Source organism: Solwaraspora sp. WMMD791 (assembly GCF_029581195.1).
Classification (GTDB): Bacteria; Actinomycetota; Actinomycetes; order Mycobacteriales; family Micromonosporaceae; genus Micromonospora_E.
This window is the reverse complement of the sequence record NZ_CP120737.1, coordinates 5,358,742-5,373,550: the sequence shown is the minus strand read 5'-3', so window position 1 is coordinate 5,373,550 and position 14,809 is coordinate 5,358,742. Positions and strand designations below refer to the sequence as shown.

At 71.5% G+C, this 14,809-nt stretch carries 10 protein-coding genes and 1 tRNA gene; 3 read left to right on the top strand and 8 right to left on the bottom strand.

Going from position 1 to position 14,809, the window contains the following annotated elements; all coding sequences use genetic code 11:
- Positions 1-53: 53 nt before the first annotated feature.
- Positions 54-824, bottom strand: coding sequence for a phosphatase PAP2 family protein (locus tag O7623_RS24025; RefSeq protein WP_282225257.1), 771 nt, complete (start codon positions 822-824; stop codon positions 54-56).
- A gap of 149 nt (positions 825-973) precedes the next feature.
- On the opposite strand from O7623_RS24025, the gene O7623_RS24020 reads away from it, so the two are divergent.
- Complete coding sequence (locus tag O7623_RS24020; RefSeq protein ID WP_282225256.1) at positions 974-2,194, top strand: DUF4032 domain-containing protein; 1,221 nt, start codon at positions 974-976, stop codon at positions 2,192-2,194.
- 41 nt (positions 2,195-2,235) lie between these two features.
- Here O7623_RS24020 and O7623_RS24015 read toward each other — a convergent pair whose 3' ends face one another.
- Complete coding sequence (locus O7623_RS24015; protein WP_282225255.1) at positions 2,236-3,984, bottom strand: NAD-binding protein; 1,749 nt, start codon at positions 3,982-3,984, stop codon at positions 2,236-2,238.
- Positions 3,985-4,088: 104 nt separating this feature from the next.
- On the opposite strand from O7623_RS24015, the gene O7623_RS24010 reads away from it, so the two are divergent.
- Entirely contained in the window at positions 4,089-5,636 is a 1,548-nt protein-coding gene (locus tag O7623_RS24010; RefSeq protein ID WP_282225254.1) for an FAD-dependent oxidoreductase, read from the top strand.
- A gap of 29 nt (positions 5,637-5,665) precedes the next feature.
- Here the strand turns inward: O7623_RS24010 and O7623_RS24005 are convergent, their stop codons facing one another.
- Both O7623_RS24005 and O7623_RS24000 read right to left on the bottom strand, forming a co-directional pair.
- Positions 5,666-6,370 carry a hypothetical protein gene (locus tag O7623_RS24005; protein WP_282225253.1) on the bottom strand — a complete coding sequence of 235 codons (705 nt, stop codon included), beginning with the start codon at positions 6,368-6,370 and terminating at the stop codon, positions 5,666-5,668.
- 373 nt (positions 6,371-6,743) lie between these two features.
- Positions 6,744-6,820 (bottom strand) — tRNA-Thr (locus O7623_RS24000).
- A gap of 334 nt (positions 6,821-7,154) precedes the next feature.
- On the opposite strand from O7623_RS24000, the gene ugpC reads away from it, so the two are divergent.
- A complete protein-coding gene (ugpC, locus tag O7623_RS23995; protein ID WP_282225252.1) occupies positions 7,155-8,243 on the top strand; it encodes a sn-glycerol-3-phosphate ABC transporter ATP-binding protein UgpC in 1,089 nt (362 codons plus the stop codon).
- Between the two features lie 160 nt (positions 8,244-8,403).
- On the opposite strand, the gene O7623_RS23990 is transcribed toward ugpC, so the two are convergent.
- From O7623_RS23990 to O7623_RS23975, 4 genes are all read right to left on the bottom strand, one after another.
- A complete protein-coding gene (locus tag O7623_RS23990) occupies positions 8,404-10,227 on the bottom strand; it encodes a right-handed parallel beta-helix repeat-containing protein (protein ID WP_282225251.1) in 1,824 nt (607 codons plus the stop codon).
- A gap of 211 nt (positions 10,228-10,438) precedes the next feature.
- Complete coding sequence (locus tag O7623_RS23985) at positions 10,439-11,797, bottom strand: polysaccharide lyase family 1 protein (RefSeq protein WP_282225250.1); 1,359 nt, start codon at positions 11,795-11,797, stop codon at positions 10,439-10,441.
- A gap of 278 nt (positions 11,798-12,075) precedes the next feature.
- On the bottom strand, positions 12,076-13,263 hold the full coding sequence (locus O7623_RS23980) for a Gfo/Idh/MocA family oxidoreductase (protein WP_282225249.1): 1,188 nt from the start codon (positions 13,261-13,263) through the stop codon (positions 12,076-12,078).
- Positions 13,264-13,283: 20 nt separating this feature from the next.
- Positions 13,284-14,753: a mannitol dehydrogenase family protein gene (locus O7623_RS23975; protein WP_282229530.1), complete on the bottom strand. Its 1,470-nt coding sequence runs from the start codon at positions 14,751-14,753 to the stop codon at positions 13,284-13,286.
- Positions 14,754-14,809 lie beyond the last annotated feature (56 nt).

The following is a 14,809-nucleotide window of genomic DNA, read 5'->3' as shown; positions in this document are numbered from 1 at the left end:
AATACGACGTAAAGCGAGATGTCGCCGGATGTCGCCGCTTGAAGCGTCAGCGGTCAGGACAGGCCGGCGGGACGGTCCAGGCCGCCACGCACCCATGGCAGCCGTACGGTGTCCCACGGCACCCGCTGCAGCAGGCGCAGCAGCAGCCAGCCGAGCAGCAGCCCGGCGATCGAGTCGGTCAGCCAGTGGTAGCCCAGGTAGACCGTGGTGCAGAAGATGACGGCGGCGGGCAGCAGCCGCAGCGCCCAGTAGCCGGGGAACGGCCGCCCAGCCGGCACCGGCCGCCCGTACGACCGGCGCAGCGCGGTGATCAGCAGGGCGATCACGGCGTACCAGATGACGGCGTTGGCGACGTGCCCCGACGGGTACGCCATCGCCGGCGTCGCCTCGGTGAACAGCCGCTCCGGGAACGGGTCGTCGAGGTCGTGCGGGTAGGCCCGGGGCAGCAGCACCTTCATCGCGCCGACGCTGAGATAGGTCGACGCCACGGCGGCGAGCACCGGCAGCACCGGGCGGACCGACCGGACCCGCCGGCCCAGCCAGAGCGCGAGCAGGCTGGAGACCGGGATCAGCACCCAGCCGCCCTGGCCGAAGAAGTTGAGCACCGAGGCGATCCAGAAACCGACGGGTGGCCGGTGGGCGTCGACCCAGTCGCGTACCGCCACGTCGGTGTCGAGGAACACCCCGGCGATCAGCGCCCCGGTCAGCCCGGTCAGCGCCGCCAACAGCACCGCGTCGAACCACCAGCCGGTCGGCGTCGGCGTCGGCCGCCGTGACGCGTCGGCCAGCGGCGCGGACGGGCGGGAGGCGGTGGCGTCGGGCACGCCGGCCAGGTTACCGAACGCCGGGCGTGACATTGTCGTGTCGCGGTGGCGACAGGATGGCGGCGGGATGCTACAAATGCCATCAATACCGGACTAATCACAAGTGTTAGCCGAGCCACGGCAGGCAGCATGCGGCCGCCGTACCCGTCATGCTTGATCCCGTGCGGATCACCTCGGCCCTTGTGGACCCGGCGCTGCTCGACCTGCCCTGGTCGACACCGCTGGAGCAGTGGCCTGCCGATCACCTGGTGGCGCTGCCGCAGGGCATCTCCCGGCACGTCGTCCGGTTCGTCAAACTCGCCGGCACCGTGTACGCGGTCAAGGAGACCGGCGAACGGGTCGCCGAACGCGAGTACGACCTGCTGCGCGCCCTGGAACGGATCGACTTCCCGTCCGTCGAGGCGGTGGCGATCGTCGCCGACCGCACCGACGCCGACGGCGAGCCCCTCGACCCGGTACTGATCACCCGGCACCTGCAGTTCTCCCTGCCGTACCGGGCGCTGTTCTCCAACCAGCTGCGCCCGGAGACGCTGGCCCGGCTGCTCGACGCGCTCGCCGCGCTGATCGTCCGGATGCACCTGACCGGATTCTTCTGGGGCGACTGCTCCCTGTCGAACACCCTGTTCCGCCGGGACGCGGGCGCGTTCGCCGCCTACCTGGTCGACGCCGAGACCGGGGCGCTACGGCCCAGCCTGTCCAACGGCCAACGCGGCGAGGACCTGGAGATCGCCCGGGTCAACATCTTCGGCGAGGCGCTCGACCTGCAGGCCGCCGGCCTGCTGCACGAGTCGATCGACCCGGAGACGGTGGCCGAGGAGGTCGTCGCCCGCTACGAACGCCTCTGGCACGAGATCACCTACGAGCAGCACGTCGAACGCGAGTCGCGGCACGACATCGAACGCCGGATCCGCCGGCTCAACGAGCTCGGCTTCGACGTCGCCGAAGTGGCCATGTCGGTCGTCGACCGGGGCTCCTACCTGGTCCGCCCCAAGGTCGTCGACGCCGGCTACCACAGTCGCCGGCTGCTGCGCCTGACCGGGCTCGACGCCGAGGAGAACCAGGCCCGCCGGCTGCTCAACGACCTCGACGCGTACCGGGCGGAGAGCGACCTGACCGACGAGCAGCAGGCGTCGCACCGCTGGCTGACCGAGGTGTTCGAGCCGGTGGTCCGCGCGGTCCCCGCCCACCTGCGCCGCAAGGTCGAGCCGTCGGAGCTGTTCGCGCAGGTCATCGAGCACCGCTGGCGGCTGTCCGAGCAGGCCGGCCGGGACGTCGGGCTGGCCCCGGCGGTCCAGTCGTTCCTCGCCGACGTCCTGGTGCACTACCCGGACGAACAGGCGGTGCTCGGCACCGAGGTGCCGGTCGGCTGAGACCGGCCCCGGTCAGGCGACGACGAGTCGAAGCGGCGCGGTCAGGGCTGCTCGCCCGCAGCGTCCGTCGGGTCCGCCGCCTGCTTGAGCAGCCAGCTCAACCCCGAGCGGCGGGCCACCACGGTGATCCGGTCCCGGGCGTGCAGCCGGTAGCCGGCCGCCGGCAACCAGATCGGGCCCGGCTCACCGAACTGGGCGAACGCGATGACCCGTACGCCCGGATTGGTGCCGACCGCGGCCAGGGTCTGCCCGTCGAGTACCGACCCGGGCGCGACGATCACCTCGGCGACCAGCAGCACGTGCCGGCTCACCGGGATCGTCGCGATCACCTCCCGGTCCAGCAGCGCCGCCGCGAACGCCGGTGCCGCCAGGTACGACACGCTGCGGGAGATGCCGATGTTGAAGGCGCGCTGAATCCGGCTGGCGAAGTCGCCGTCGAACAACCGCAGGACGACGGTGACGTCCGGGTTCAGCTCCCGCGCGTAGAGCGCCGCCTGCAGGTTCGTCACGTCGTCGGTGGAGACCACCACCATCGCCCGACAGGTCTGCACCGAGGCGCTGCGCAGCGTTTCAACCTGGGAGCCGTCGCCGACGACCACCGCGACGTCGATGTCCCGGGCGACCGCCACCCCCCGCGCCTGCGGGTCGGTGTCCACCCCGACCACCTCGACGCCGAGATCGTGCAGCTGCCACATCACCCTCGTGCCGACGTTACCCAGCCCGACCACCACCACGTGGCCGATCCGCTCCGGGCGGGCCCGCCCGTCGGTCAGTGCCAGCCGGGCGTTCACCGCCCCGTCGACCACGGCGGCGGTGAGCAGTGGAATCAACGCCAGACCGGCCAGGCTGAGCACCACCTGCATCACCTGGACCGCCGCCGACTTGCCCAGATCCGGATCGGCGCCACTGAGGGTCATCACCACGGTCAGGTAGACCGCCTGGGCGACGCTGACCCCTTCGGCCCGCGACAGCAGCACACCGAAGACCACCACCACGGCCAGCACGCCGAGAGTCGCCATCCCGATCTTGCGGGTGGCGAACGAGCGCAGCGCCCGTACCGGGTCGCGCCAGATCCGTGCCCGCTGCCGGGCGCGGGCGATCCGCCGGGCCGCCGGCACCGGCCCCACCTGGGCCCCGGCCGCCTCGGCCAGCACCAGATCCGCGCTGTCCGCGTCGGCCGGCAGCACCCGGGGGTGGCCGGGGTCGCGCAGGTCGGCCAGCCCGCACACGACATGCTCCGGGCGGACCTCGTCGCGGCGGGCCACGTGCAGGGTCCGGCCGCCGTGGCGGAAATGGGTCGGCGACACCACGCCCAGCGCCGCCGCGACGAACGCCGGTGCCGCCATCGACGCGTCGGAGAGCACCTCGCAGTCGGTGAACAGGCGTTTCACCCGGCTGCCCAGCCGGGTGTGGAACATCCGCATCACCACCCGCAGGTTCGGCTCGACCTCCTGGGCGCAGAGCGCGGCGTTGATGTTGCCGACGTCGTCCTGATCGAGCAGGGCCAGCCCCCGGGCACCGGCCAGCCCGGCGCTACGGAACGTCCGCTCGGTGAGCCGGTCGGCCCGCAACAGCCGGATTCCCTTGATCGACCGCATGTCCGGGCCGTCCGGCCGGGGTCGGGTCGGCACGATCACCGTGACCAGCGCCGACGCCGCGACCAGCTCACCGACCACGCGGTACGCCAGTGGGTCCTGCCCACAGACGACGTAGTGCGGACGGTTGTCGGCGGTGCTGCGCCACCGGCCGCCTACGCGGCGGGCCCGGTCACGCCAGGGGTCGGCCACCATGCCCGGGATGGTAGTCACCCGCGGCACGCGCGGGGTGACCGTAAAGCCGCTCACGGCGCCGCGGTGACCGGCACACTGGACGCACGGCGTCGTCAGGAGGAGCGGTGGGACTGTCCCGAGCGGTCGGCCGGATGTTCGGCGTACGGGCCGAGGTGTCACCGGCCGACTCCACTGGCACCGATCAGGTCGCCGCCGGCACCGACGCCCTGGTCGTCGGTGGCGGCATCGCCGGCATGTCGGCGGCGATCGTGCTCGCCGAACGCGGCGTACGGGTGACCGTGCTGGAACGCGCCGCCCAGCTCGGCGGGCGGCTCGCCGCCTGGCCGGAAACACTCGACGACGGCACCGTCCAACCCGTCGACCACGGCTTCCACGCCTTCTTCCGGCAGTACTACAACTGGCGGGCGATCCTGCGCCGCGCCGATCCGGCGCTGGGCATGCTGCACCCGGTCGACGGCTATCCGGTGTGGTCGGCACAGTGGCCGCCGGAGGAGTTCGGCCGGTTGCCGACCACCCCGCCGGTCAACCTGCTGGCGCTGCTGCTGCGCAGCCCGAGCCTGCGGCTGCGGCAACTGCGCGAGATGGACCGTGCGGCGGCGCTGCCGCTGCTGGCTTTCCATCCGGAGCGGACCTACCAGGACCTCGACGGGCGCAGCGCCGCCGACCTGTTGGACTCGCTGCGGCTGCCGGACCGGGCGCGGGCGATGCTGTTCGAGGTCTTCTCACATTCGTTCTTCAACCACGAACGGGACATGTCCGCCGCCGAGCTGGTGGCGAGCTTCCACTTCTACTTCCTCGGCAACCCGGAAGGGCTCGGCTTCGACGCCCCGGACCGCGACTACGACACCGCGATCTGGCAGCCGCTGCAGGAGCATCTGCGCCGGCACGGTGGTCGGGTGGTCACCGGCGACGAGGTACGCAGCGTCATGCCCCGCCGGGCCAACGGTTGGCAGGTGCGATGCGCCTCCGGCGCCGCGCACACCGCCCGGTACGTGGTCCTGGCCGTCGACCCGGCCGCGTTGCGGGCGCTGCTGGCCGAGTCGCCCCGGTTGGCGCAGGACGCGCCGACGCTGGCTGATCAGGTCGACGGGATGGGCGTCGGGCCGCCGTACGCGGTCGCCCGGTTCTGGCTCGACGGTGACGTCGCCGCCGACCGCCCGGTCTTCTGTGGAGTGTCGCGGCAGCCGACGCTGGACTCGGTCACCCTCTACCACCGGCTGGAGCACCAGGCCCGGCAGTGGGCGCAGCGCCACCGGGGGGCGGTGCTGGAACTGCACGCGTACGCCTGCCCGGAGCAGGTGCCCGCCGAGGTGCTGGCCGAACGGATGCGAACCGAGTTGGCGACCCTCTGGCCGGAGGTGGCGACGCTGCCGGTGCGGCAGGTTCGGGCCCGGGTCGAGGCCCAGGCGCCGGCGTTCGCGCCGGGGGCGGCACACCGGCGGCCCGGGGTGGTCACCGACGCCGACGGGCTCTTCCTCGCCGGCGACGGGATCGGCACCGACGTGCCGAGCGCGTTGATGGAACGGGCGGCGGTGACCGGAATCCTCGCCGCGAACCACATCCTGCGGCGGGAGGGCGCAGCCACCGAGCCACTGCGGGCGATCCGCCGGTACGGGCTGCTGGCCCGCTCCGGGTCGGCGGCCCACCAATGACGCCGGTGGGCCGCCGACCGGGGTGGTGATCAGCTGGTCTGCTCGACCGCGTCCCGGATGGTGACCAGCTCGGCGGCGGCCTCCTCGCCGGTGCTGAAGTAGAACACGTACATCACCAGGGCACCGCGGCTGGTCCAGACGCAGACCCCACCGGGCACGCCTTCGAGGTCGGCGTCGCCGCACCGCGCCGAGCCGCCCTTGGGGCCGGCGTCCACGTCGGTCACGTTGGTCATGCCGAAGCCCATGGCGTCGCCGTTGGTCGCGTCCGCCAACTCCTGCTCGGGGTCGGCGATGATGCCGGACGCCCCGGCGATCATGATCAGGTCTTCCTGCTCGATGTCGCCGTAGAACGCGCCGATCGTGCTGGACGACTCGGGCACGTCGGTCTTCAGCCCGGTGGCCACCTCCTCGGCCAGGGACGTGAACTCCGGGTCGGTGCTCAGCGGCCGGCCGACCAGGGTGTCCGGAGTGACGAGCCGGGTCTGGCTGGCCTGGACGACCTCGCCGACGGTGTCCCGGACCAGGAAGTAGGTCGCCGTCGCACCGCCGAGGCAGAGCACCAGCACCACGGCGAGAACGATCAGGATGATCTTGCCGGCCTTGGACTTCTTCGGCGGCGCGGCCATCGGCGCGACGGGCTGACCGCCGTACGCGGGATCCATCGGAACGCCAGCCGGCGGCATCGGCTGCCCGGTCGGGCCAGCGGGTTGCTGCGGCTGCGAGGGGTCGGACATGTTCTACCTGCTCCTAGATAAGAGATTCCCCGTGACCCGCGGACCGCCGACGGTGAGAGCCACCTGAGCGTCGGCTGTGCGGGACGGCTGATCCTAGCGACGCCGGGCGACATCCGGTCGCCCCGCGACCGCCGCCGGGCCGCGATCGCCGCCAACTCGTGATCAGGAGTCCGACATCCGGCTCGCCGGGCCCGCTCACCGACGGGCCTGCCCACTGACGGGCTGCCGCCGGCCGGTACGGCCCGGCCGGAACGGACCGGTACTGCCGCAGACCGGTATTCCTGTGAGGAATAATCATTCCCCAGAGGAATACCGCCCGAACCGGTACACCGGCAAGGCATCGTCACGGAGGGTGACATCACCCTCGTGGTACTGGAGCCCCCGGCCGGGCTCGAACCGGCGACATCTCGCTTACAAGGCGAGTGCTCTGGCCAACTGAGCTACAGGGGCAGGTGTTCAGAGGTCAGCATAGCCACTGACGTGGCGTTACCGCCGCATCGGCCGGTCTGTCCGATCGATCTTTCCCGTTGTACGGGCGGCGGGGGCGTCCGGACGGGCGCGCCGGGGTGGCATACACCACCTTGGTTTCCGTTAAGTCCGGAATCAGCGGTAACGGTAGCCCGTCCCGGTCTTGGCAGCCGGGCAAAACCCGTTTACCGTGGCGTGACACGTGCGACACGACGCCAGGCGGCTGCGTGCCCACACGTGGGCCGGCGTACGGCGCCGGCCGCTCCTTCACTCGGATCGTCCGGCACGTTCCTGCCGGTGAAAGGAAGCATCGACCATGGCTACGGTCACGTACGAGCAGGCGTCGCGCATCTACGCGGGCACCGAACGCCCTGCCGTCAACAAGCTGAACCTCGAGATCGGCGACGGCGAGTTCCTGGTGCTGGTCGGCCCCTCCGGCTGTGGCAAGTCCACCAGCCTGCGGATGCTCGCCGGCCTGGAGGACGTCGACGAGGGTCGCATCCTCATCGACGACCGCGACGTCACGCACCTGCCGCCGAAGGCCCGCGACATCGCGATGGTCTTCCAGAACTACGCGCTCTACCCGCACATGACGGTGTACGAGAACATGGCCTTCGCGCTGAAGCTGCGTCGGACCTCGAAGGCGGAGATCGACCGCCGGGTCAAGGAAGCCGCCGCTCTGCTGCAGCTGGAGGAGTACCTCAACCGTAAGCCGAAGGCGCTCTCCGGTGGTCAGCGTCAGCGGGTCGCGATGGGCCGCGCGATCGTCCGGGAGCCGCAGGTCTTCCTGATGGACGAGCCGCTGTCGAACCTCGACGCGAAGCTGCGGGTGCAGACCCGTACCCAGATCGCCTCGCTGCAGGCCAAGCTCGGCGTCACCACCGTCTACGTCACCCACGACCAGGTCGAGGCGATGACGATGGGCCACCGGGTGGCGGTGCTGCTCGACGGCGAGCTGCAGCAGGTCGACACCCCCCGGAACCTGTACGACACGCCGGCGAACGTGTTCGTCGCCGGCTTCATGGGTTCGCCGGCGATGAACATCAAGACCGTTCCGCTGACCGAGAACGGCGCGGTCTTCGCCGAGATGGTCGTGCAGCTGAGCCGGGAGCAGATCGAGGCGGCCAAGGCCGGCGGCAACAACCGGGTGACCGTCGGTTTCCGGCCGGAGGACTGCGACCTGGTCGGCGCGACCGAGGGCGGCATGCCGATGATCGTCGAGCTGGTCGAGGACCTCGGTTCGGACGCCAACGTCTACGGCCACGCGACCCTGGACGGCAGCTCCGAGCGGTTCGTGGTGCGGACCGACCGACGGCACATGCCGGCGATGAACGACACCGTCTTCGTCCGGCCCCGGCCGGGTCAGCACCACGCCTTCCACGCCACCAACGGCCAGCGGCTCTGAGCGACGTCCGCTGACCGACACTGACTGCCGGCGCTGACCGGCGGCTGACCCGTCGTGCGGCCGGTCTCCCGATCCACTGGGAGGCCGGCCGCACGAGTCTGTCCGGGTACCCGCGCGCCGCGCTACCGGTCGACCGTTGGTCGTCGGGCCACGGTGCCGGTCACGGCGTCACCACTCGGCCGCCGAAGGTCACCACCAGACGTCCGTCAGCGGCGAAGGACCAGCCGAGAGCACCGGAGTACGACGAGCACCGGGATCCGTTCGAGCCGGACCAGAACTGGTTCGAGCTGTCGGAGTTACCGACGATCCGGTCGGTGGATCCGCTGTCGCAGGAGGTGTTGCCGCGGAACACCGAGGAGCCGCCATCGAAGTTGAAGTTGCGTTCCTCGTTGCCGACACCGACGTTGTTCGACACGGTCATCGTGCCCAGGTTGCGGTTGTAGGTGAAGCCGTGTTTGCCGTTGCCGTAGGCGATGTTGCCGCGGACCAGATGGTTGACGCCGATGTCCTCGCCACCAAGCTTGTAGCCGTTGCGGTCGCCGTTACCCGCCTGGCTTCCGTCGCTGAGCGTGCCGTTGTCGTAGGCCAGTGAATACTCGATCGTCACCGCCCCGATGGCCCCGGTGTCGCTCTTGGTGTAGAGGTCGTAGCCGTCATCGATGTTGTTGTGCGCCACCGTGTACCGGAAGACGTTGCCCGTACCGACGGTGAGCTTCGGGGCGAACCCGTCCGCGTCCTCGCCGTCGGAGTCGACGTTGTCGTGTGAGACGGAGCTCAGGACCAGGTTGTTGGCGGGCCACTGGTCCCGTGGTGCGCCGGCGACCAGCCGGGACAGTTGCAGCCCCGAGTCGCGGTTGTGGCGGGTCACCGTACGTTCGATGATGTTGTTGTTGCCGGCGAGCAGGATGCCGTTGTCCCCGGCCCGTTCGACGATGATGCCGAGGAAGTGCCAGTACGAGCCGCCCAGCTCGATCCCCCGGTTGGCCGGGTCCTCACTCTGGGCGGAGAAGTTCAGCACCGGGGTTTCGCCCGGGTAGGCGTACAGCTTCTTGCGCGCGCTCGACGTGCCGTTGTTGCCCTGGCCGATGGTGATGGTCTGGGAGAAACGGTAGGTGCCGCCGCGCAGGTAGATCGTTCCGCCGGCGGGAATCCGGGTGATCGCCGAGGTCAGCGTCGTCGGGTTCGAGATGGTGCCGGATGCGGTGTCGCTGCCACCGGGTGCCACGTAGAGCGTGCTGCCCGACGGTGGCGGGCTCGTCGGCGGCGGGGTGGTCGGGTGGGGCGCGGGGGTCGTGGGGTCGGGTGCCGGGGTGGTCGGGTTCGGGGCCGGCGTCGTCGGGGTCGGTCCGGATCCGACGGTGTCCACGCTGACGTCGTCGAAGCTGGCACCGGCGTAGCTGGTGACCAGGGCGATCCGCCCGGACGAGTAGGCGGTGTCCGTCCCGGCGCCGATCTGGGTGCCGTCGACGAAGCCGCGAATGGTGCTCCCGCTGGCGTCGATCCGCAGCGTGTACCAGGTGCCGGTGGAGACGGTCAGCGACGCCGAGCCGATGACGGTGATCGAGCTGCCGTTGACCGCCTGCAGCTCGGCACGGTTGTTGTTGATCAGGGCCAGTCGGTACATCTTCGTGTTGCTGGTGACCCGCGACGCGATGCCGACCAGGCGGTTGGTGCCGTTGAACGACAACGGCTTGACCCGGGCCTGCACCTGGTAGTCGGTCCAGCCGGTGCTGCCGGCGAAGAACCGGGCCAGTTCGCTGCCGGTGTTGTCCTGACGCAGCACCGGGCTGCCGTCGGTGACGACCTCCCAGTTGCCGCCCGACTTCGACCAGCTGCCGGTGCCGCCGCTGTCGAAGTTGTCGGCGAACAGGGTCGCCGCCTGGGCGCTGGTGGTGGTGACGGTGACGATCAGCGCCGCGCTGACGGCCGTCGCGCCGAGGGCGGCCAGCAGGCCACGCCGTCGGCTTCTTCCTCTGCTGGGCACGGACACTCCTTCGGTTGGCACCACGGTGGGTGCGGAGGCGGAGGGCGGTACGCCGACGTGGGCGTCGGCGTACCGCCGGGAGGCGCCGACCGCGAGGAGTGCGGGAAACCCGGGCTGTCGTCGCCCGTACCCCTGGAAGTTGCCGGCCGGCGATGGGGCCCGCGGGCAGCGGGGCCGCCACTGCCCGCGGGGGTCTGAAGGGGGAGCCGGGTCAGACCGGCAGCTTGCCGGCTCCGGCGGTGAGCGCGGTGTAGAGCGGGACGACGGCGGCCGGCAGCACCGGCCCGTGCCGCAGGGTCGGCGTCCAGCCGGCGTCCGCGCCGAGGTCCGGGTCGTTGACCTCGTTGTACGCGGCGAGCAGACTGGCCGGCCGCAGTGGCCGGTGGCCCTGCGCGACCCAGCTGCCCTTCTCGCTGACGACCGTGCCGCCCCAGTCGTAGAGCAGGTCGGCGGTGGTGATCCCGGCGCCCAGTTCGAACGCGTTGTTCTCCAGGTACGGCGCGCCCTGCACGCCGACGCCGACGGCGTACTGGAATCCGTCGCCGCGCAGCTGGTAGTGGTTGTTGTAGATGTCGATCTGACCGAACCGGATCCGGGGCAGGCGTTGCAGGCTGCCGTCGAAGACGTTGTGGTGCAGGGTCACGTTGAGCCGGCCGACGTCCGGACCGACGGTGTTCGACGAGCCGATCAGCATCACCTTGTCGCGGCCGTCGAACCGGTTGTACGACACGGTGACCAGGCTGGCGGTGTGGGTGATGTCGAGCGCTCCGTCGTGCACCTGCAGCGGCCGGCCGAAGTGGACCGGCTGGGCGCTGTCGGGGTTGTCGCCGTCGGTGAACGTGTTGTGGTCGACCCAGACGTTCTCGGAGCGGCGGACCGACATCAGGTCGTACTGCGAGTTCCAGTTGCCGGCCTCGCCGTCGTTCGGCGACCAGGCGGGGAAACAGTCGTACGCGTCGTCGAAGGTGACGTTGCGGACGATGACGTTGTTGGCGCTGTCGACCATCAGGGTGAGATTGTGCAGCCGTGCGCCGCGCAGGCCGATGATGGTGGTGTTCGGGCCCACGTTGATCTGGGTGTGCCGGGTCTGGTTGGTGACCGACCGGCGGCGAGCGTCCTCCAGCGGGCCGCTCGGGTTGACCCGCCCCCACACCGCAGGGTCGTAGGTGGCCAGGAACTCGTCGAAATCGTATTCGGGGTCGGCCAGGTCGGCGCAGGTCAGCAGTGCGCCGTCCGGCCCCTCGAAACCGTTGATCGTGCCTTTCAGATAGATGATCTTCGGAGTGTCGTTGGTCCGGTTGGTGGCGTTGTCCCCGCCGAGCGCGGCGATCAGCTCAGCCCGGCTGTCGACGACGTGGACGTCGGCGTCGGCGGCCGCCGCGCCGCCGGTGGTGCCGGGACCTGCGGCGGCCCAGCCGTCGTTGGTCGGCAGCACCTGCCGGCCCAGGGACCGGGCCACCCAGGACAGCCGGTCGGAGTCCCTGCCGTTGCCCGCCACGGCCGCCGTCGCCGGCAGCACGGCCACGAGCGCCACTCCGACGACGGCGGCGGTCAGTCTCCTCAGTCGCATTGCCACACTCCATTATTGTCAAGGGCTGGATCACGTAACGCACACGTAATCTTCCTGATCCCAAACAATAAATTTTTTCGACGAAATGTGTCAATGCGATATGTTTGCAGATTGTTTGCATTGTCGGCGGGCAGATTCTATTTGCCCGGCGACGAACCGCCGAGATGGCTGGTACTTCGTCCGAATATGTCGGACCCGAGACGTCTGACGATTTGCAGTACGTTTTCCGTCGGCACCGGACCGCGCCAGCGCCAGCCGGCGCTCACCCGCCCGCCGCCTCACCCGCCCGCCGTCACCTCCCGCCCCAGTCGGATCCGCTGTGGCCGTACCGCCCAGGGCACCTCACGCTCGGCGAACAGCGACAGCTCGACGGCGCTGCGCCGGACGATCTCGTTGATCCCGCTGATCGTCACCACCCGGTCGGCGCCGGCGACGCCGGACGCGACCACGTGCGCGCCGTCGACCAGCCGGGGCACCGGCGCGGCCTGCACGGCTTCCAGCACCTCGGTGAACGGCGCGGTCCGCGCCAACGGGGCGATCAGCGGTACGCCGGCCGGGTCCCGCCGGTGTGCCAGCAGATTCTGCAGCAGCCCGGTCCGCCCTGGTACCAGCCGCATCGCCGCCTCGCCGGGCAGCCGCAGCCGGTCGGTCGGATACTCCAGCACGGCGGTGCCGGCCGTGCCGTGCACCAGCACCTCACCGGCGATGAAGTCCTCCCCGGCCAGGGTCACCGCGACCACGATCGACAGCCCGGAGTCCAGCGTGATCCGCATCGACGCGGTGTCGTCGACCTCGATCGGGCGCACCCGGTAGCGCTCCAGCTCGACCAGCACCGGCCGGCCGCCACCCACCGCACCGGCCACCGCCAGACACTGCATGGTGGCGTGCGCCAACGGGTTGGCCAGCGCTCCGTCCAGCGACGGCCGGCCGTCGACGCTGCGCCGCCCGGCCCACGGCGACCGCTGGTAGTAGGCGTCGTCGCGCTGCCAGGCGGCGACCGTGGAGATGCCGGTGACCGTACCGAGCCGGCCGTCGGTCGCCGCCCGGGTCAGCTCGGCCAGGGCGGCCGACCCGAGGGCCTGGAAACCGACCTGGCAGACCCGGCCGTGCCGGTCCAGTGCCTCGGCGAGCCGCCGGTGCTCGTCGAGATTCACCACCGGCGGCTTCTCCAGCAGCAGGTCGGCACCGGCGGCGAGCGCGTCGAGGGCGATCGGCAGATGGGTGTACGGCGGCGTACAGATCACCACCACGTCCGGGCTGGTCCGCTCCAGCATCCGCCGATGGTCGGTCGACACCTCGACGCCGGCCGGGACCGGCGCGTCCGGTGCCGGCGTCACCGGCCGTACGTCGACCAGGCCGACCAGACGCACCGCACCGGCGGCGTGCAGCGGGGCGATCTGCCGCCGGTGCCACAGGCCGTGGCCGTTGGCGCCGATCAGGGCCACCCGGGGCGGGGTGTTCGTCACGTTCGGGAACCTCCGGTCGGTCAGGTTGCCGCGCCGGTCACCGTACCGGCCACCCCGTGGGTGTCCAGCGCGGTCAGCCAGGTCACGACGTCGCGCCGGACCTGCTCGTCGGCTGCCAGCTCAGGCGGGAAGATCTCGGTCAGACCGAGCAGCGCCGGCACCACCGAGGCGGGCGTACCGGTGCTGCCGGCCAGCGCGGCACGGATCCGCCCGGCCAGCGGGTCGTCCAGCGGCAGCGCGGCACCGTCGTCGGCCCGGCCCTGGACGAACCGCATCCAGGCGGCGACGACCAGCGCCGACCAGTACGCCGAGTGCCCGCCCGCCCGCCGGTCGGCGATGGTGTGCAGCACCCGCTGCGGCAGCTTCTGCGACCCGTCCATCGCCACCTGGATGGTGCGGTGGCGGATCGCCGGGTTGGCGAAGCGGTCCAGCACGGATTCGCCGTACCCGACCACCGACACCCCGTCGGGCGGGGTGAAGCTCGCCGCGACGTCCTCGGCGATCATCCGCCGCAGCACGTCGGCCAGGCCGGGCAGCCGCAGCGTCTCGGCGATGGTCTCCTGCCCGGCCAGCGCCCCCAGGTAGGCGATGGCCGAGTGGACGCCGTTGAGGGCGCGCAGCTTGAGCCGTTCCCACGGGCCGGCGTCGCCGGTCAGCACCGCCCCGGCCCGGTCCCAGGCGGGCCGGCCGCCGGGAAAGTCGTCCTCGATCACCCACTGCGAGTACGGCTCCCCGGCGATCGCCGCCAGGTCGGTCACGCCGAGCGCGGCTCGGGCGGTGTCCAGGGTCTGTGCGGTGGCGGCCGGCACGATCCGGTCGACCATGGTGCCGGGGAAGGTGACGTGGTCGTGCACCCAGTCGGTGGTCGCGTCGGGCACCTTCGCGTACGCCAGGGCCTCGTGGACCAGGCCGCGCAGCCGGTGGCCGTTGGACGGCAGGTTGTCGCAGCTGACCAGGGCGATCGGGCCGGCGTCGGCGGCGGCCCGGGCGGCCAGCCCACGCATCAGCAGGCCGGGCACGGTCGTCGGCGGCCGGTCGGTGCTCAGGTCGGCGGCGACGGCCTCGTCCGGGCGCAGCTGGCCGGTGACCGGGTCCAACTGGTACGCCTTCTCGGTGACGGTCAGCGTGACCACCCGGATCGCCGGGTCGGCCAGCAGCGCCACCACCGCCGCCGGGTCACCGGCGGCGTGCCGGACCCTGGCGAGTGCGCCGACGACCCGGGTCCGCGCTCCGGCGGCCGACAGCGTGGTGACGCTGAACAGGCAGTCCTGGTCGGCGAGTCGACGGACCACGTCGACGTTGCGGGGCGCGACGCCGACGATGCCCCAGTCACCGCCGGCGGCGGCGATCGCCTGCTCGGTGTAGACCGCCTGGTGGGCGCGGTGGAACGCGCCGAGTCCGAGGTGGACGACGCCGGCGGCGACGTCGCCGGGGCGCACCAGCGGCCGGCTGGCCGCCGGCACCCGGCCGAGGGTGCCCAGGCCGAGCAGCGGCCCGCTGGCGGCGGCGCGTCCGGCGGCCTCGCCGTCGGTGGGGGTCGCCGCGT

Excerpts from the sequence above, each read along its gene's own strand:
- O7623_RS23985 (WP_282225250.1), bottom strand. The coding sequence starts at position 11,797 with ATGCGACTGAGGAGACTGACCGCCGCCGTCGTCGGAGTGGCGCTCGTG.
- O7623_RS24020 (WP_282225256.1), top strand. The coding sequence starts at position 974 with ATGCTTGATCCCGTGCGGATCACCTCGGCCCTTGTGGACCCGGCGCTG.
- O7623_RS24015 (WP_282225255.1), bottom strand. The coding sequence starts at position 3,984 with ATGGTGGCCGACCCCTGGCGTGACCGGGCCCGCCGCGTAGGCGGCCGG.
- ugpC (WP_282225252.1), top strand. The coding sequence starts at position 7,155 with ATGGCTACGGTCACGTACGAGCAGGCGTCGCGCATCTACGCGGGCACC.
- O7623_RS24005 (WP_282225253.1), bottom strand. The coding sequence starts at position 6,370 with ATGTCCGACCCCTCGCAGCCGCAGCAACCCGCTGGCCCGACCGGGCAG.